Raw genomic sequence first — 18,574 nt, forward strand, 5'->3', positions numbered from 1 at the left:
TCAAACTCCATTTTTTTTAAACAAAAATATACCGAACGGTATAATAAATACTGATTATTTTCACAAAACAAAATATACCGATTGGTATAATTAATTTTATATTTTATGACACCTTTAAATCGCAAAATTTTAATAATTACAGTTATTTTGGCAGCTATCATGGAATTGATAGATATATCAATTGTAAATGTGGCTCTCTCTCATATGAGTGGGAATCTTGGAGCAACATTAGAAGACACTTCATGGGTTATTACTGCTTATGCCATTGCGAATGTTATTATAATACCGCTGACAAGTTTTTTAAGTGCTAACCTCGGACGACGTAATTACTATATTGGTTCTGTAATTTTATTTACATTTTGTTCCTTCATGTGTGGGCATTCTTCAAACATATGGATGTTGGTGTTTTTTAGATTTATGCAAGGAATTGGCGGAGGTGCATTATTATCAATATCTCAAGTTATTATCTTTGAATTATTCCCTAAAGACAAACAATCAACAGCAGGAGCTATTTTTGGTGCAGGAATATTTATAGGACCAACTATAGGTCCAACACTCGGTGGTTATATAACTGAAAACTACGATTGGCCTTGGATATTTTTAATCAACATTCCTATTGGTATTCTTGTAGCTATTTCTTGCTATTTCTTATTGAAAGAACCAACAATTAAGCCTGAAATGGCAAAAGTAGATTGGACTGGAATTATTTTATTGGCTATTGGGGTTGGCTGCTTACAAACAGTACTTGAAAGAGGTGAGGTTGAAGATTGGTTTGAAACTAAATATATTGTTGTTCTGTCAGTTGTTGCATTTCTAACATTAATAACTTTTATATATTGGGAGTTAACCATCGAAAAACCCGTAGTTAATCTTCGTGTACTTAAGAGTAAATCATTGAGTATTGCTGCTATTCTGACCTTTGTAACAGGATTCGGAATGTTCATTTCTATATATATTAGTCCAGTTGTGGCGCAACGCTTATTAAGTTTTTCACCTACTCAAACAGGCTTACTTTTACTTCCAGGTGCAATACTGGCTTTATTGGCACTAAAAGTTTGCGGTACTTTATTACAAAAGGGAGTATCTCCTGTATTAATTATTGCAGTGGGGTTTCTACTCTTTATCTATTTTAATTGGAGAATGTCGGGAATAACTTTAAATACTAGTGCTGCAGAAATTTCAACCGCACTAATTTTTCGTGCACTGGGATTAGCATTATTAACAGTGCCACTAACTATGCTTGCTGTTTCATCTCTAGATGATAAAGATGTGGCTCAAGGAGCTGCTTTAAATAATATGATGCGACAGCTGGGAGGGTCATTTGGTGTATCGGTTATAAACACCTATATCGTTAATCGCTATGCCTCACATAGAAATGTATTGATATCAAATATTACACCTGATAACTCCACTGCAATGGATAGAATTAATGGGTACATAAAATATTTTGAAAATAAAGGTTTTGCTTATAATGAGGCCAAATTAAAGGCATTAAAATTGATGGAAGCTATTGTTAGTAAACAATCTTCATTATTGAGTTATAGAGATGCTTTTTTTCTAGTAGGACTCTTTTTTGCAATTACCTTACCGTTATTATTATTTGTGATGAATAAATCAAAAAAAGCTAAATCAGATATTATGCTTTCTGATCACTAAAAACTGGCTTAGAATATAGTTTCTAAGCCAGCCTAAATTTTATAACCAACTTATCTTGCTCTACTATTTTCTGTTTGCTCCAGCTCCTTTTTCTTGTAATCTGTTTTTTTAGAATTCCCAAAACTATACGTTGCAATTAGTTTAAAGTAATTGGTAGTATAAGTTCTGTGATAATAAATCTCAGTTTGTCCTACTTCATAATTTCCGGATCGATTAAACCCCTTAAAAATATCATTTGCAGTAAAATTCAACTTTAAAGCATTATCTAAAAAAGATCTTTCGATTCCTAATAACACTGTAGAACGCTTGTTATCATCTCCTAAACCATAACTTTTATCACCTAAATACCAAGCAAGTAACAGAATTTTAAAAAATTTAGGAATTGTAAAAGTATTATTTGAATACAAATATATCTGAGGCTTAGTTGTTCCTAAAGCAAATGAATAAGTATTATCAACAAGTTTAGAATAATTCATACTAACAGTATTAGTTGAACTCCACCATTTGGTAGCAAACGATCTAGAAATTGAAGCGAAATAACTGTCTTCCTTATCCATATTTATTCCCCTTAAAATATAGCTATTAGGGTTGTTACCTCTCAGAGCGGCTCCTGATATTGGATCAATTTTATAAGTATATCCCAATTTAAAATCAAATTTTTTATACAAAGCACCAACTTCAAAAGCATGTGTTTTTTCGGGTTTAAGATTAGGATTACCTTCAATAGTTGTAAATGGATCTTGATAAATAACATACGGATTAAGCCCTTGATATCTTGGTCTTGTAATTCTTGAAACATAAGAAGCATGCAATTTTAAATCATCTGAAATTGGCATATTCAATAACAAATTAGGAAATACATTTGCATAATTTTTTTTGAATTGTTGACTTCCATTTGCTGTTGTACTTAATTCATAATTGGTCCATTCGCCTCGAACGCCAACCGAAAAATTAAATTTATCCATCAGAGAACTACTATAATTAAGATAGGCCGCCCCTATTTGCTCTTCATATTTAAAATCACTCGAAAGTGCATCGTTAAGTTCAAATTCAGTGTTATTATCATCCGAAATTAAAAAAGCTGAACTGGTCTTAATGGCAGCAGAACTAAACTTTGTACCAACCTCTAACTTACTATTATCACTAATTTTTTTTGTGTAATCAGCTTGAGTATTTACGATATTGATGGTATAGTCGGCATTATTTTTTAAGAATCTTTCAGAGTTAAGCGCATCAACCAAACCGTTTTCATTAATTAAATCTTTTACTTTACTATTGTAATTAGAATATTGCAATCCAATAAACAATGATGATCCATTGGTGCTATTAGCTACATTATAATTTAAATTAATAAATTGGTTCAGTCTAACATCATTTTTAGCAACATCTGTAGCGTAAAAAATATCGTTATTAGTAGTCAAAATAGAATTACGACTTTCTACTACTCCACCCAAATCTTCAATATTTCCACTATACTCTAACGAAATATAATTTGAATCCGAAAAAGAATATTGAAGTCCAAATCCAAAATTAGAATAATTATTAAATCTACGCCTCCAATCTGTGGTGAGTGCAGATTTCATAAATTCTGTAGGATCAGGTCTTGTTCTGGTTGTATATAGCAGTTCTCTATTTTTTCCTAATTGTAATCCATAATTACCTATAACAGAAAATTTTCCTTTATTATAATTAAAATCAAACAAGGTATTTGTGCTTGTTCCCGCAAATTCTGAAACAGTAATTTGTTGGCTTGCCGTTCCCTTGATTCCGCTTTCAATATTTCTCTTTGTAATGATATTAATTACCGCTTTTCCTTCGGCATCGTACTTCGCTGACGGATTAGAAATAACTTCAATCTTTGTAATTTGCGAAACTGGGATTGCTGCAAAACGTTCGCTACTAATCAAAATTCCGTTTAAATAAATAATAGCTTCCCCCTTTCCTAATACACTAATTTGTCCTTCGGAAACCACCACATTTGGAACTCTGCCTAATAATTCATTTACTGAACTACTGGTAGAAAGCAATGTATTAGCTACATTCACCTCAATAGATCCATTAGGTCCGTATTTTAATAAAGAAGTCTGATTTTTTATGACTACTTCATTTAGCTGATTGTTGTTTGCATTAACGAGTATCGTACCCAAATTTATATTTTCTTTTCCATCATAAATAATACGCTGGAATGTGTCGGCAAATTCTACAGAAGTAAGTTTTACTAATACTTCTTTTTGGTTGATATCTGATAGTTGGAAAACACCATCTAAAAAATCATTTTGTTTAATTAAAGTTGAATCACGAACGGACAATAACGATATGTTTCCCATCATGGGTTCATTGTTGTGATTGACAATTTTACCCGAAATATGCTGTATTGATTGTGCTTTAACTCCAGTGGCAGAAATAAGAAAGCAATAGATATAAATAAAAGCTACGATTAGTGTTCTCATAAAATAGTACTATTAAATTTTTGATTTTTTGTTGGTACAAAAGTCAATCGTAAATAGCAATATGAGGTAATCTAAGTAGAAATCTGGAGTACGGATTTATAAATCTGTACCCAATTTTAAGTCAATAAGGCTTGTTGTTGATAGCTTAATGGCGTTGTTCCTGTATGTTTTTTAAATGAGGCAAAAAAGGTTGATTTAGAATTAAAACCTACATCGTAGCCAATAGATTCTAACGTAAGTTTATCATTTGAAGCTATTATTTTGCAAGCTTCGTTTATTCTAAATTCATTAACGTAACTGGTAAAATTCTTTCCCAGATTAGTATTTAAAAATTGAGATAATTGATGGCTCGTACTATTTATTTCTTTGGCTAAATCCTGCAATGTCAAATTTGGATTTTTATACAGTTCTTTTTCTATCATTGCATTCTCAAGTTTTTGCAATAAAATTATTTCTTCGGCTGAATCTATCTTTTTACCTGAATGTTTTGACGAATTGAGTAAAAATAAATCATCCGTTTTTTTTCTATACAAAAGAATCGAAATTATTAGATACAAAATGAAAGAAAAAATTATAGATCCACTTATGTATGAAATAGATGGTGCATTAATTAAGGCTAGAAAATAAAATGTAAAAAGTAATACATTCCCTAAATAAATCATACTTAACCATATTTCTGCTGGGCTTGCTTTATACATTCTGCTTACAATAATTTTTAGTATTGCTTTAATTGTAAAACCTGAAAAAACAATATAAATAAACCATTGTAAATAGATAAGTTTCACAAAATAAAGATTCCAAAGTTTTGGGTAATCTTTGTATGGATATAGTATTCCTACAGTAACAATTAATAACAACCAAAAAATAAGCGTGAGCTTCCATCTTTGAGGTATGCTATTTATATTTTTAACTGAAGCTTTAAAAAAATAATATAAAAATGGACCTATAAAAAAGCAGGCCGAAAGCCCAATTTGAAGATATGTTCTTGGCAAAGTGGGATCAAAATATATAAATACAGATTTTGCAATTCTGATACTTAATGCAAATAAAAGTGCACCTAAAAAATAATTTGCAAAATACTTTTTCTTTGTAAAGAAAAAGAAATAAACTCCTAGAATAATTCCGTTAAAAGCCCCTAAAGCACTAAAAAAGAATAAAAGTTCTTTGCCTGTATCCATAATTTATTCTACATTATATAATGATTACTCTATTGACAAAGCTAAAAAAAGATTGATGTAGGGTGATAATAAATTAATTAAAAAATTATGGTATAACTTACTATTATGAATTGGTATTAAAATAGTAAACATAAAGTATCACCTAAAGTCAATAAAAAGCCCACCTTTAAGATTGGGCTTATTAATTCAATTTTGATGTATACCGGCTAACTTAAAGTAATTAAGGAACTAGTACAGCTCTTCCTTTTATTTGCCCCTTTCTTAATTTATCATAAACTTCAAGAGCTTGGTCTAAACTATATTTTTCTATTTCAATATGAATTTTCTTTTGTAATGCCAGTCCAATTACCTCCATCAGTTCAGTTCTTGAACCCCAATACGGATTTGTCATACTTACACCAAAAGGTAAACCTTAATATCTAAATAAGCACAGCTACAATTACAACAGAACTTAAAAACCGATATTATTAATTGGATCCGTAAAACTGCAACCACAATCACGACGCATGTTTTTAGACTGCTTAAATGTATATTTTATATAAAATTGATGTGATGATGGAGCATATTTTCCTAATCCGTTGATATTGTGATCGTATGCATATCCTGCCTGAAATTCAGGAAGTACATTAACTCCTACGATCCCAGTTATAGCTGATTTCCAACGATATGAAGTTCCAAAACGAAACTTTTCCTTGAATTCAAAATTTAGTGCAAAATCTATTGCTAATGGTGATCCTTGCACTTCTTTTGCTAAAATTGAAGGTTTAAATAATAATTCATCGGTAAGTGCTGTTTGATAACCTGTCGTAAAATAAATTTGAGGTTTTGTAACTGATATTCCTTTAACGGTTGGGTCGTAACTTTCCTTTATAAAATTGGGCGTAGATATTCCTATAAACCATTTTGGAGTATTAAATAAAAAGCCCACTCCTATTCTAGGAGATATTCTGTTTACAATATTATTCTCAAAACTCAAATCATTATTATTCTGTAAATCAAGCAAAGTATAATCTACATTAAGCATATTAAAACCAGCTTTAAGTCCAAACGAAAGCATATTAATTTCGTCTGTAAAAATAGTATATGAATAATCTCCTGTTATAACTAGTTCTTCCGTTACACCTATTTTTTCACTCGACACATTGATACCTGCTCCCATATTCATCGTAAGTGGAATATTGACATTTAGATTTTTACTTTCCGGTGCCCCTTTAAAACCCGTGAATTGCGTTCGGTGAATCAATAATACACTTCCGTCGAAGAAACCTGCAAAAGCAGGATTAAAACTTGACATATTAAGTTTATAATCTGAAAACTGTGCATCTTGTTGGCCTCTTGCAGAAAATAGAATTAAAGTAAATGCAAAAGCTAATATGTAATTAAATTTCATTTGTTTATTGTAGTTTGGATATTAAGGATTTAGATGTAAGAAACCAGTTTTAGTAATGCGTTTATTATCATGATTAGTAAAACTAAATACATAATAATAAGTGCCATAAGGAAGTAAGCTGTTTCCTGATCCTTTATTACCGTAGCCTTTAAATAAATTATCATTATATCCATAACGACTAGTTTCGAATACTAGACTTCCCCACCTATTAAAAATTTCAAGTTTATTATCAGGAAAAGTCGTTGCTCCTTCTACAAAAAACGAATCATTCTTACCATCTCCATTAGCCGAAATTCCATTATTTACTGAAACATCACAATAACGTACATGAACTGTTACTTCTAATCTTTTTGTACTTTCACATTCAGAACCTGTATATGATGCATAGTATTTATGGTTATCTTCTAAAATGGTAGTTGATGTTAATGGACTACCACCAGTGGCTGTTGAATACCATACAACTTCTTGTTCATTTGTTATAAGATCTGTAATCATTACTTCTTTTTCTATACACATATATTGTATCTCTGCTCCCGTTGGAGACGGAGCATCTTTAATATTTATTTCAACTGGAATGCGATTACTATAACAATTACCATATACTGTTGCTGCGTAATATATCCCATTGGTAATAGTTGTATTTTGGGACAATGCTTGAGTAGAAATAGCATCAACAAACCATTTAACATTAGCTGCATCATTTATGGCAATATCCCGTATTGTAGGATCATCTATTAAGCAAAACTCTTGTGCTAAACTTTCAAAAGTTGGTTCAGGTACAGGCAGAATAGTAACTTTAGCTGTAGCCGAATTTCTATTTCCAGATTGATCTATTACGGATAACGTTACAGTATTGGATCCTATATTGTTACAATCAAAAAGAGTTTGATCAAGAATCATATTGGCAATAGTACAATTATCTGTAGAACCGTTATCAATCTGATTAGGTGTAATACTAACAGTTCCATTTACATTAAGAGAAATCGTAATATCTTGTGTAATTACATTTGGATTTATTTTATCCTCAACTGTCACCACAGCAACTCCAGACGCTGAGTTACTATTAACATCTGTAACTGTTAATATTACGATATTTGGCCCAATATCACTACAAGTAAACGTTGTTTTATCGAGTATCATAGTATCGATAGTACAAACATCATCAGAACCATTATCAATCTGCGTTGGAGTTATTACTGCAGTCCCCGTGGTATTCAATTGGACTGTTATATTTTGTGTTACTACCGTTGGCGCAATCAAATCTTCTACAGTAACTACTGCTGTGCCTGTAGCTGAGTTTCCATGAATATCAGTAACAGTTAATGTTACTATATTTACCCCAATATTAGTACAATCAAAATCCAATTTATCCAATGTCATAATTGGAGTAACAGCACAATTGTCTGTAGAACCATTATTAATTTGCGCTTCAGTTATACTTGCGTTTCCTGTTGCATCCAATTGTATGGTTCTGTTTTGTGTTATTACCGTTGGCGCAATCAAATCTTCTACAATAATGATAACATCATCTGTAGCGGTACAATTCTTTTCATCAGTAACTGTTACTTTATAACCACCAGGTAATAATCCTGTAGCTGTAGCTGTAGTTTGTTCTGGTGTTGTGTTCCAACTGTATGTATAAAGTCCAGTACCTCCAGTTACAGTAACAGTTGCTTCTCCGTTATTATGCGTACTACAATCAGTATTAATTTGAGTATCTATTATTGCAATAAGTTTATCAGGTTCTGTTATTGTAAAGTTTTTAAATGCAGTCTCATTATTATGATCTGTTACTGTAACAACATAATTATCTGGGCTAAGATTTATTGCACTAGCACTGCTTCCGCCTGACGGAGACCAGGAATAAGAATAAGGAGGTGTTCCTCCAATCGTAGTAACCGAAGCAGCACCGTTATTAGCACCAAAACATAAAGCATTATTTTCTGAATCAACTTCTAATTTCAATATATCAGGTGTACTAAAAGGAGAATGAAATATTGTTGAATAAGATGAATTACCATCATTAGTAACAAAATATAAATCATATGCTGTATTTAACGTAAGGCCAGTAATAGGATACGAGGCTGGCACATTAGCTGTAAGATTCGAATTGCCATTAGCTATAACATTGACTGCTCCATAGTCTACACCATTTTGTATTTGGATTTCAGTAGGAGCAGTAGATCCAGCTGGAACGACGACATAATAACCTGTTAAATCTGTTTGAACAGTCGTGTTAAAAATTGCCGATGTATATTTTATATTGGTTACAGATCCACTTGCATTAGCAATATCTTGTATTATTTCTTCTAATTCTACAACTTTACCAGCGGCATAGTACCATGTAAATTCGTCACTCTCCCCTACATTTAAATCATTTAATCTAACAAAAAAACCATAAGAACCATCTGTAGGACCGCTCGAAATGACACTTGTACTTGGGTCTTTCATAATTATATCAGACCAAGTACCATACCTATCAATAAAAGTATTAGCGCGATTAGAATTTGAAAAAATAAAAACCCCTTCTTCACCAGAAAAAAGTTTAAGTGCTTTAGATCTTTCACTTGGAGTAACTATAGGAGTAAATAAATCACCAACTATATTCCCTCGGGTCTTTTCGGGTTTATCATTACTTCCAATATAATCATCTTTTGTACCTGACCAATATCTTAAATTATTTACAGGCAAAGTCCCAATATTTTTAATTTTCACTTTAATTATAATAAAACTTGCGTCTTTTTCTAATGTAAATGTGTTTTCAACTTCTAATAATGAACCCGAAATATTGATATTCCCTTTTGAGACTATCGTTCCATGGCCTTTTGATGCACCAGTAGATACGAACTTAGAATCATCCATTGTCTGTCCCGTTATGGCTCCATTAATCAAAGAATTACCATTTACATTCCATTCATTCGTACCGTCACCACCAATATAATATGTATTATCAAAAGGATAATTGCTAAAAGTTAATGGAGCCCATAAAGATGTTGTTGAATTAAAATAAAAAGGCTGTTGCAAGTTTCCGTTACTGTTTACAGAATTTTCACTACCTGTACCAAAACGAAGAATATTGTTGTCAAATACATTTTGCGCTGAAATAGTATTAAGTGCTATCAATAAGACGAACACAATGATATATTTTTTTTTAACAATCAACTCACTTAGGTATTTTTTTGCCATAATATTTTTTTTGTTTTGCTCTTTTAAGATTCTAATAAAAAGAAAGGACAAAACTACTCTACCAAGAATTCTTTTAATAAAATAAAGGGGGGACAAATAGGGGACAAATTAACCAATAACAACTAAACAACTTATAAACAACACATTGCAAATTGTTGTTTTGAAGTAAATTTTATGAGCGATGGAAGCCCTTTTTTGTATTTTAGCAGATTAATGATTCAGTACACATGCCCAATAATATAAAAAAAACTAAGACTCTATTTATTGTTTTAATTTTTGCTTTTTTTTCTAAATCATATTCTCAAACATTATCAATTCCTTTTCATGATTCAGGCAGAAGCATTGAAGAAATCGTTCTTCAGGAAATAGATTTTCAAAATGATTCTATTAGATTAAAAAAGTTTTTGGCTCCCTTACAACAATCTTCAAGCAAAAAATATAATATCCTATATTATGCTTTATTAGCAAATGGCTATTCAAGCTATTTTGATAAAATAAATTCTAAAAGCGATAAGTACTTCTTGCTTTCTATTCAAAAAGCAAAAGATATAAATGATATCCCTCTCGTTGTTTGGACGGAGATGAATTATTCAAAATATCTCTATCATTACAGGAATATGGATAAACTAATTCCAACCTTGTTAAAAACTATTGAAAATGCGGAGAATATAAAACCAGAAAAAATGATTCTCCCCGGAGAAACTTTTAAAATTTTTGGTTGGATAATGACAACCATTGATGATAATGATTTAAGTTTGAAATTCTTGAAAAAATCATTAGAATATTCTAAAACCAATACACCTGAATATGCTAGTATTTTAAATGCAATTGGAACCCATTATTTAAAGACAGACAAGCTTTCTACTGCGATGCATTATTTCAATAAAACAATTGCAGTTTCTTTACAAATTGGCGACAACATTCGATATGCAAAAGCACTTGGAGATAAAGCTCTTATATATGAAAAAAGAGGAGATTATAAAACTGCTTTGCAACTTTTAGAAAAAGATATTGATTACTCAAAAAAATATAAAGACGAAAAAAATAATATGTATGCCTTAATTTTAATGGCAAAAATTCTTTTAAAAAATCAAGATACTTCTAAAGCAACTATCTTTTTACAAAAGGCAGAAAAAATTGCTTTATCTAAATCTTATTATAACAATTCTTTAAAAGATATTATCGAATTAAAACTTGATATATTAAACGGTTCAGACCCCGAAAAAGAGTTGCTATTAAGGCGCGAGCTTAAAAGAATAGATGATTCATTACTTAAAACTGATGGAGAAAATGCCTTGAGAAAAGCAAATTGGTTCGTTCAGAAAACAAAGTATAAAAATGAACTCAAAGAAGCTCAAAAACAAAATAGACAAGAAATTAAGACCAAAAACATCTATGCAATAATTGTTATTCTAGCAGTTTTGTTGTCTGTATCTATCTTAATTATATTTAAAAAAAGATTAAAAAATAGTAGCTTAGAGTATGACAAAAAAATCACAAGATATAAAATCGAAAAAATATCTTTTGAAAATAAACTCAAAGCCGCAAACCAAGATCTTGACTCTAATATTGAATTCTTGCATAATAAAAACATACAGATTTCTAAATTAAAATTAGAACTCGAACAAATAAAAAAATCTCCATCTTATTATCTAGAAGAAGAGAAAGGAAAACTACAAGAATTATTGGATTCTCATTTGATGACAGATGAAAACTGGAATAATTTTAAGAGAGAATTTAAAAAAGAGTACGGTCCATTTTATGAAACTTTAATTACTGATTACCCTGAATTAAAGGATTCAAATCTCAAAATTATCATACTTCAAAAATTAAGATTTAGCAACTCAGAAATAGCTTCCTTATTAGGTATTACTACAGATGCAGTTAAAAAGTCAAAACAGCGCCTCAAGAAAAAATTGGGAGAAAAACAACATCAATTATTTGAAATTATAGATATGCCATAATAAGTACTGTACTAAATGATTTTATGAAAATTGCTTGTCAATAGTTTTATATAATTAGTAACAAGCTTCAATTAAATTAATTTATATTACTTAAAATAGTATCTTTATGTAGTTATCGCTCACTTTATTATGATTTCAACCTTAAACCAAATCATATGATGCTACAAAAATTAAAAGCGTTTAAATCTGTTCAATTATTAGTTACTTTACTAGCATTAATAAGTTTTCAAGAAGCCGTTTTTGCAATACAAAAAGACACAATAGCGTATAATGGTTTTGGTTATCTTACCCTTTATAAACCTACAAAAACTGTAAATAATGTTATTATTTGCATTTCGGGTGATGGAGGTTGGAATAGTGGAATCGAGGGTATTGCGCTTCATCTAAAAAATGAAAAGACATTACTTATTGGTGTTGATATTCGTCAGGTTTTTAAGAGTATGAAAAAAAACAAATCGGCATGTCTCTACCCTGCCGCCGACTTTGAGCGAATGAGTCAATTTGTACAAAAAAAATTAAAATTTCAAACATATAATATCCCTATTCTTTTGGGATATTCTTCTGGAGCAACTTTAGTTTATGGACTTGTTGCTCAAGCACCACAAAATACCTTTCGTGCCGGAATTGCATTAGGTTTTTGTCCAGACATAAATATAGATAAACCTTTGTGCGCAGGTTCTGGAAAATTTACTTCAACAAAACTTCAAAATGGTAAAGGCTATGATTTAGGACCAGTAGAGAATCTTAAAACACCTTTTATATCCCTACAAGGTCAAAATGACCAAGTCTGTAATTATCTAAAAACGGTATCTTTCCTTAAAAATGTAACTAATGCGCAAGTTGTTTCGCTTCCAAAAGTGGGACATGGTTATGGTCAAGAAAAAAATTGGCTTCCACAACTCATTCAAGTCTATAATAATATTACTGTAGAAAAAGAAGCTTATATGCCTGATGATACAGCCAAAAAATTGAATCTACCACTACATATCACTACTCCAACTAAAGATAAAATTAGTCCGTATATGGTTGTATTTATTTCTGGCGATGGTGGATGGACAGATTTTGATCAACAAATGGCAAGTGCATTCGCTTTAAAAGGAGCTCCTGTAATTGGTCTAGATGCTTTAAAATATTTTTGGCAGAAAAAAAGCCCTGAAGAAACTACCACAGATGTATTAAGACTAATTGAGACCTATAGTGAAGAATGGAAAAAAGAAAAAATAGTATTAGTTGGTTATTCATTCGGCGCAGACATTGTTCCCTTTCTATATAACCGAATTCCTGAAAAATTCAAAAAAAACATCACAGGAATAGGTTTATTATCTCCGTCTAAAGAAACAGATTTTGAGGTTCATGTATCCGAACTTTTGGATATAAACAGCACATCAGGATTTTCTGTACCCAATGAAATTAATAAAATTAATGATATTCATCCAATTTGCTTTTTTGGAAAAGATGAAGATGATCTGCCAATTAAAGAAATTTCAAAAGAAAACGCTAAAATCATATATCTCGAAGGCGGACACCATTATACAGATGCATTTATAACTGTAACAAAAGAAATGATGCCTTAGATTCTTCATTATTAAAACTGTCATGTCAAATTATACTTCGTAAAAGTGTTTGATTCAATTATAAATACTTTAGAAATATTGACTCGTCATAATGGTAACGTCTGAACGAATCAACAATTTCTCAGGTAAAACTCTCATAACTTTAAAATTATTCTTTTTTTAGCTTCTCCATTAAATAAAATGTGCGTTTATGCATTAATTAATTCAAAATTAAGTTCATACACATAACTGTAACGCACTTCTATTTACATAAAATTCGTACATTTCCTTTTTTATAACCAATCAAATATTTTAAAATGAGAAAACAATTATTTACTTTATTTGGAATTATTTTGTTTGCGCAAACCCTTTTTGCACAATCAAAAACTGTAACTGGTACAGTAACTAGTCAATCTGACGGTTTATCACTTCCTGGCGTATCTGTTTTAATTGAAGGAACAGCTAAGAGTACCGTAACCGATTTTGATGGAAAATTTAGCATTCTAGTAAATGAAAATGAAACGCTACTCTTTAGCTTTGTGGGATTTTCAACTAAAAAGGTTAAAGTTTTAGCTGGTACAAGTGTCGTAAATCTAAAAATGACAGAAGAACTCAATGCGCTATCAGAAGTTGTTGTATTAGGATCTACTGTCCGTGCAACACGTAAAGAGCTTGGAAACGCAGTTACGAGTCTAAAAGGAGAAGACTTAGTAAAAGCGCAACCAGGTGGGCTTTCAACAGCATTGCAGGGTAAGATTGCAGGCGCACAGGTTTCTCAGAATTCAGGAGATCCTGCAGGAGGATTCAGCATTAAACTTAGAGGAACTTCATCGATATTAGGTTCATCAGATCCGTTGTATGTTATTGACGGAGTAGTTTTGAATAATGCTACCACCAATGTTACAAACTTAAATGTAACAACAGGAAACTCTAATATGCAAATTGGTCAAAATAGATCTTCAGACATAAACCCAAACGACATACAAAGTATTGAAGTGTTAAATGGAGGAGCTGCCGCTGCAATCTATGGATCAAGGGCAGCCAATGGAGTTGTTTTAATAACAACTAAAAAAGGTGTTGCTGGCGAAACTAGATATACGTTTTCAACCAGTGTAACTTCAAACCAGATTCGAAAAAAATTAGACCTGAATATGTCCGACAAGCAATTCGTAAGTACTTCTCCTGCTTTATTTCCAATTCAAGGAAATCCAGCAAGTCCAACAACTGTAAGTGTATTAGGAAGAAATCTTGAAACAAGAACTTTTGGCGTACAGCGATATGATTATCAAGATGATATTTTCACTACTGGAATTGGAACTGATACTTACTTTTCGATGCAAGGTGGAGATGAAAAAACAAAATATTTTGCTTCTCTTGGCCATTTGGTAAACGAAGGAATCATAAAAAATACCGATTTTAAAAGAACAGGTGCAAAAGTAAGATTGAAACATGATTTCAATTCAAAACTATCTGCTACGGTAGGATTAAATTATGTTAATTCAAGCTCGAATGAAAAGCCAGATGGAAACGTTTTCTGGAGTCCAATTAATTCAATAAATATTACCAATAATATATATGACATCAGTCAAAGAGATGCTAACGGCAACTTATTAGCTGTTGATCCCAACAGAATTAATCCACTTTCGATTATAGAAACTTTTAAAATCAAACAAAATACAGACCGTATTATTTCAGACTTACAATTAAACTATGTGCCTTTTAAAAATTTCAATGCCGATTTAATTTTTGGTATTGACAATTATAACCAAAGAGGAAACGTATATATTCCGAGATATCCTTATATCGTTAATCCGGCCTATTACAATGATGGTTATGTTTCTGAAGCAACAAATAGAGTGGTGCAATTTAATAACGATTTGAATTTAAAATATGTTTGGAACATCAACGAAAATTGGAAAGCAACTACTTATGGAGGGTATAATATCCAGACCTATCGCGATAATTTTGTTGCTGTAGAAGGGCGTAATTTAAAACCATTTATAGAAACCATAAATGCTTTTAATACCTTAATACCTGGCTCTCCAAGCTCTAGCCAGTCAAAATATAATTTATGGGGATATTATCTTCAGGAAACCTTTGGTTACAAAGACAAATTATATGTAACAATAGCTGGAAGACAAGATGCTTCAACTATTTTTTCAAGCGATAATAGATCACAGTTTTATCCAAAGGCAAGTTTTAGTTATGTCCTCTCAGACGAAAAATTCATGGAAAGTATTCATGATATAGTAAGTTCGGTTAGAATTAGAGGTTCATGGGGAAAATCAGGAAGTTTAACCGCTATCAAGCCTTATGCACGTTTTACCAATTATTCTACTGGAACGCTTATAGGTAACAGTACTTTTACTATTGAAGGATTCAAACAAGGAAATTTAGATTTGAAACCAGAACAAAGTGTGACTTATGAAATTGGAGGTGATTTTGGTTTTATAAAAGATCGTTTAAATCTATCATTTAGCTACTACAATGCCGACATTGATGACTTATTATTACCTGTTCAGTTAGCCGCTTCTGAAGGAGCTACAAATACCATTAAAAACATTGGACAAATGAATAATAGAGGTTTTGAAGTGAATCTTAAATATGATATTATCAAAAAAGAAAACTTACATCTTGACGCATTTGTAAACTACAGCAGCAACAGAAATAAAGTAACGGGATTACCGCAAACACGTTTCAAACTAGATAGTAATTTAGCAGGAGCACCCGTTTTTGTTGAAATGGACAAACCAGTTGGGATTTTCTACGGAACTTATTTTGCAAGAAATCCTGATGGCAGTTTATTACTAACTCCAGATGGATATCCTCAAACTGAAAAAGGAAATGCAAGCACAGGAGTTGCAGAAAGAGATCAAACTACAGGGCAACCAAAAGGAGCTATTTTGAATAAACAAATTGGAAATCCAAATCCAGATTACATCATTTCGTTTGGAGCTAATTTGAATTACAAAAAATTTGGATTGTCAGTATTATTTGATGGCGTTCAGGGGGTAGATGTTTTTGATGCCGATTACAGAACCAGACAAGGTGTTGGATCAGGAACAATCGTTGCTCAGGAACTTAACGGAGAATTACCACGTGGCTATATTTGGTCCGTTTATAATATAGAAGAATTTAGAATTGTTGATGGAAGCTATCTGAAACTAAGAGAAATTTCTTTAAACTATTCTTTTGGAAAAATAAATAAGTTTTTTGATGACTTAACCATCACCGCAAGTGGAAGAAACCTAATTTCATGGGATAATTTTACCAGTTTCGATCCAGAAACAAATTCTGGAGGGCAATCATCAGTTGCGAAATACAATTTTGGAACAGTGCCAATTCCTAGTTCTTATTCATTGGCTGTGAAATTTCAATTTTAATCAAATAAAGAAATCATGAAAAAAATATTCATTCTTATAGTAGCCTTCCCATTACTTTTAACAAGTTGTAATGAAGATTATTTAGATCCAACCAAACCATCACAAGAATTAGTTTTTAAAACCAGAGGTGGTGTTATTGGTGCTGCAAACGGATTACAGTTACTTTGGACTGTTGATCGAACAAGTCCTGTTTACAATACAATTACAGGTAGTGGATTTACAACAAAAGAACTACGATTACTAAATGCAGGAAATGTTGACGAAGGCGAACTTTCGGTTGGAGGCGAAGTAGTTTCTACTAGAAATTTGGTTGTAAATAATCTATGGTCACAATGTCTAATAATTAAATCTGAATCACAAAAAGTAATTGATCATGTCGATATTTTGACTTCAGAAACGGAAAGAACAAGCGTTTTAGTTCATGCCTCCATTTATAAGGCAATGGCACTTACAACTCTTGTGCAATACTTTCAAAGTGTACCCTTAACAACCGGAAAAAATGCAACCTTTAATTCCAGAACCGAGGTATTAGATGAGGCTATTAAAATCTTAAAAACAACAGAACCTTATCTTGATAAAGCAACTGGTTTTACAGAATTGGTAAGTGGTATTAATTATAAAAATACCGTTTACGCACTTTTAGCAAGAACTTATTTAATGGCTGGAGACAATGATAATGCCATCAAATATGCTAATTTGGTCGATCTTACTTCTAAATCAGTATTTGTCTTTGATCAAATTAGCGCTAATCCAATAGCTTATATTTCGATAACGACTAATAATGTATTTCAGCCTGTTGATTTAACCCTAGGATTACCAGCAGCTTTAGCTCCTTCAAATTCTGATGGAAGACTAAATTTTTATATCAAACCAGGATCAAATCCTACAACAGCAACTGGTTTTTTCGATTCTAATACTAAATCAATACCTGTTTATCTACCTGGTGAAATGATGTTAATTGTAGCAGAAGCATATGCCCGAAAAGAAAATTTACCACAAGCTATTATTGAATTGAACAAAGTCTTAACCAAAACAGCTGCTGCTGATGCTTACGGAATTGGTGCAAATCTTGCTCCATATTCTGGAGCTGCAACCAAGGCCGCTGTTCTAACCGAAATTTACAGAAATCGTTGTATCGAAATGTATATGTCTGGTTTAAAATTGGAAGACAGTAGAAGATTTGAACGTCCTGCTGCAGGAACTGCTGGAGCCGAAAGAAACCGTAATTGGTATCCGTATCCCGATTCTGAAAGAAACAACAACACAAATACTCCTCCTAATCCTGCCATATAAGAACAGCTAAAAAATGAGGTATCAATTGATACCTCATTTTTTATTACTTTTTTTTATACTATTGACAACACCAATTTCCACTTTTAAATCTTTCGTTTTAACAGTCTTAAAACAATACATATTCAAATACCTTTAATTATATTTACACAACAATAACCATCATATTTGACCTATATTAAAATCATTATGAAGACAATATATTTACTATTAACCTTTCTTGGAATCGTATTGCCATTTTCACAATTTATCCCTTGGCTAGTCGAAAATGGATTTCATTTTCCATTACTATTACAACAAATTGTAGAGAATCCATTAGCAGTTTTTGCTTGGCTAGATGTTATCGTAACGGTCATTGTTATTGTGTGTATGGTTGTTAGCGAAGGCAAAAAACTTAAAATGAGAAAATTATGGATTCCTATAGCTGCCTCATTTATTGGAGGAGCTTCTGTGGGACTTCCTTTGTTTTTGTACATGAAGCAATGCCATCTTGAAAACAAAATATAATCCTACAATCTTTATAA

Annotated in this window: 11 protein-coding genes; 6 read left to right on the forward strand and 5 right to left on the reverse strand. The window is 31.5% G+C overall.

Going from position 1 to position 18,574, the window contains the following annotated elements; genetic code table 11:
• Nucleotides 1–105 precede the first annotated feature (105 nt).
• Complete coding sequence (locus EAG11_RS07195; RefSeq protein WP_129538583.1) at nt 106–1,656, forward strand: DHA2 family efflux MFS transporter permease subunit; 1,551 nt, start codon at nt 106–108, stop codon at nt 1,654–1,656.
• Nucleotides 1,657–1,706: 50 nt separating this feature from the next.
• On the opposite strand, the gene EAG11_RS07200 is transcribed toward EAG11_RS07195, so the two are convergent.
• The 5 genes from EAG11_RS07200 to EAG11_RS07220 all read right to left on the reverse strand — a co-directional run bounded on the left by EAG11_RS07200 (nt 1,707) and on the right by EAG11_RS07220 (nt 9,860).
• Nucleotides 1,707–4,106: a TonB-dependent receptor domain-containing protein gene (locus tag EAG11_RS07200; RefSeq protein ID WP_129538584.1), complete on the reverse strand. Its 2,400-nt coding sequence runs from the start codon at nt 4,104–4,106 to the stop codon at nt 1,707–1,709.
• Between the two features lie 116 nt (nt 4,107–4,222).
• A complete protein-coding gene (locus tag EAG11_RS07205) occupies nt 4,223–5,284 on the reverse strand; it encodes an AraC family transcriptional regulator (protein ID WP_129538585.1) in 1,062 nt (353 codons plus the stop codon).
• 220 nt (nt 5,285–5,504) lie between these two features.
• Nucleotides 5,505–5,675 carry a hypothetical protein gene (locus EAG11_RS07210; protein WP_230728931.1) on the reverse strand — a complete coding sequence of 57 codons (171 nt, stop codon included), beginning with the start codon at nt 5,673–5,675 and terminating at the stop codon, nt 5,505–5,507.
• Between the two features lie 60 nt (nt 5,676–5,735).
• Complete coding sequence (locus EAG11_RS07215; protein ID WP_129538586.1) at nt 5,736–6,674, reverse strand: type IX secretion system membrane protein PorP/SprF; 939 nt, start codon at nt 6,672–6,674, stop codon at nt 5,736–5,738.
• Nucleotides 6,675–6,695: 21 nt separating this feature from the next.
• On the reverse strand, nt 6,696–9,860 hold the full coding sequence (locus EAG11_RS07220) for a gliding motility-associated C-terminal domain-containing protein (protein ID WP_129538587.1): 3,165 nt from the start codon (nt 9,858–9,860) through the stop codon (nt 6,696–6,698).
• Between the two features lie 227 nt (nt 9,861–10,087).
• Here EAG11_RS07220 and EAG11_RS07225 point away from each other — a divergent pair, with 227 nt between their 5' ends.
• The 5 genes from EAG11_RS07225 (at nt 10,088) to EAG11_RS07245 (ending at nt 18,557) form a co-directional block, all read left to right on the forward strand.
• Entirely contained in the window at nt 10,088–11,824 is a 1,737-nt protein-coding gene (locus EAG11_RS07225) for a tetratricopeptide repeat protein (RefSeq protein WP_129538588.1), read from the forward strand.
• 155 nt (nt 11,825–11,979) lie between these two features.
• Nucleotides 11,980–13,398 carry an AcvB/VirJ family lysyl-phosphatidylglycerol hydrolase gene (locus EAG11_RS07230; protein WP_129538589.1) on the forward strand — a complete coding sequence of 473 codons (1,419 nt, stop codon included), beginning with the start codon at nt 11,980–11,982 and terminating at the stop codon, nt 13,396–13,398.
• 296 nt (nt 13,399–13,694) lie between these two features.
• Complete coding sequence (locus EAG11_RS07235; protein WP_129538590.1) at nt 13,695–16,760, forward strand: SusC/RagA family TonB-linked outer membrane protein; 3,066 nt, start codon at nt 13,695–13,697, stop codon at nt 16,758–16,760.
• A gap of 15 nt (nt 16,761–16,775) precedes the next feature.
• Nucleotides 16,776–18,053: a RagB/SusD family nutrient uptake outer membrane protein gene (locus EAG11_RS07240; RefSeq protein WP_129538591.1), complete on the forward strand. Its 1,278-nt coding sequence runs from the start codon at nt 16,776–16,778 to the stop codon at nt 18,051–18,053.
• A gap of 186 nt (nt 18,054–18,239) precedes the next feature.
• Complete coding sequence (locus tag EAG11_RS07245; protein ID WP_129538592.1) at nt 18,240–18,557, forward strand: DUF2834 domain-containing protein; 318 nt, start codon at nt 18,240–18,242, stop codon at nt 18,555–18,557.
• The last annotated feature ends 17 nt before the right edge of the window (nt 18,558–18,574 follow it).

Origin of the sequence: Flavobacterium sp. 140616W15, from assembly GCF_003668995.1 — a bacterium.
Taxonomy (GTDB): domain Bacteria; phylum Bacteroidota; class Bacteroidia; order Flavobacteriales; family Flavobacteriaceae; genus Flavobacterium.

Bases quoted from the DNA above. Each gene is read 5' to 3' on its own strand.
- EAG11_RS07210 (WP_230728931.1), bottom strand. From the start codon at position 5,675: ATGACAAATCCGTATTGGGGTTCAAGAACTGAACTGATGGAGGTAATT.
- EAG11_RS07245 (WP_129538592.1), top strand. From the start codon at position 18,240: ATGAAGACAATATATTTACTATTAACCTTTCTTGGAATCGTATTGCCA.
- EAG11_RS07215 (WP_129538586.1), bottom strand. From the start codon at position 6,674: ATGAAATTTAATTACATATTAGCTTTTGCATTTACTTTAATTCTATTT.
- EAG11_RS07240 (WP_129538591.1), top strand. From the start codon at position 16,776: ATGAAAAAAATATTCATTCTTATAGTAGCCTTCCCATTACTTTTAACA.
- EAG11_RS07195 (WP_129538583.1), top strand. From the start codon at position 106: ATGACACCTTTAAATCGCAAAATTTTAATAATTACAGTTATTTTGGCA.
- EAG11_RS07235 (WP_129538590.1), top strand. From the start codon at position 13,695: ATGAGAAAACAATTATTTACTTTATTTGGAATTATTTTGTTTGCGCAA.
- EAG11_RS07205 (WP_129538585.1), bottom strand. From the start codon at position 5,284: ATGGATACAGGCAAAGAACTTTTATTCTTTTTTAGTGCTTTAGGGGCT.
- EAG11_RS07225 (WP_129538588.1), top strand. From the start codon at position 10,088: ATGCCCAATAATATAAAAAAAACTAAGACTCTATTTATTGTTTTAATT.
- EAG11_RS07200 (WP_129538584.1), bottom strand. From the start codon at position 4,106: ATGAGAACACTAATCGTAGCTTTTATTTATATCTATTGCTTTCTTATT.
- EAG11_RS07230 (WP_129538589.1), top strand. From the start codon at position 11,980: ATGATGCTACAAAAATTAAAAGCGTTTAAATCTGTTCAATTATTAGTT.
- EAG11_RS07220 (WP_129538587.1), bottom strand. From the start codon at position 9,860: ATGGCAAAAAAATACCTAAGTGAGTTGATTGTTAAAAAAAAATATATC.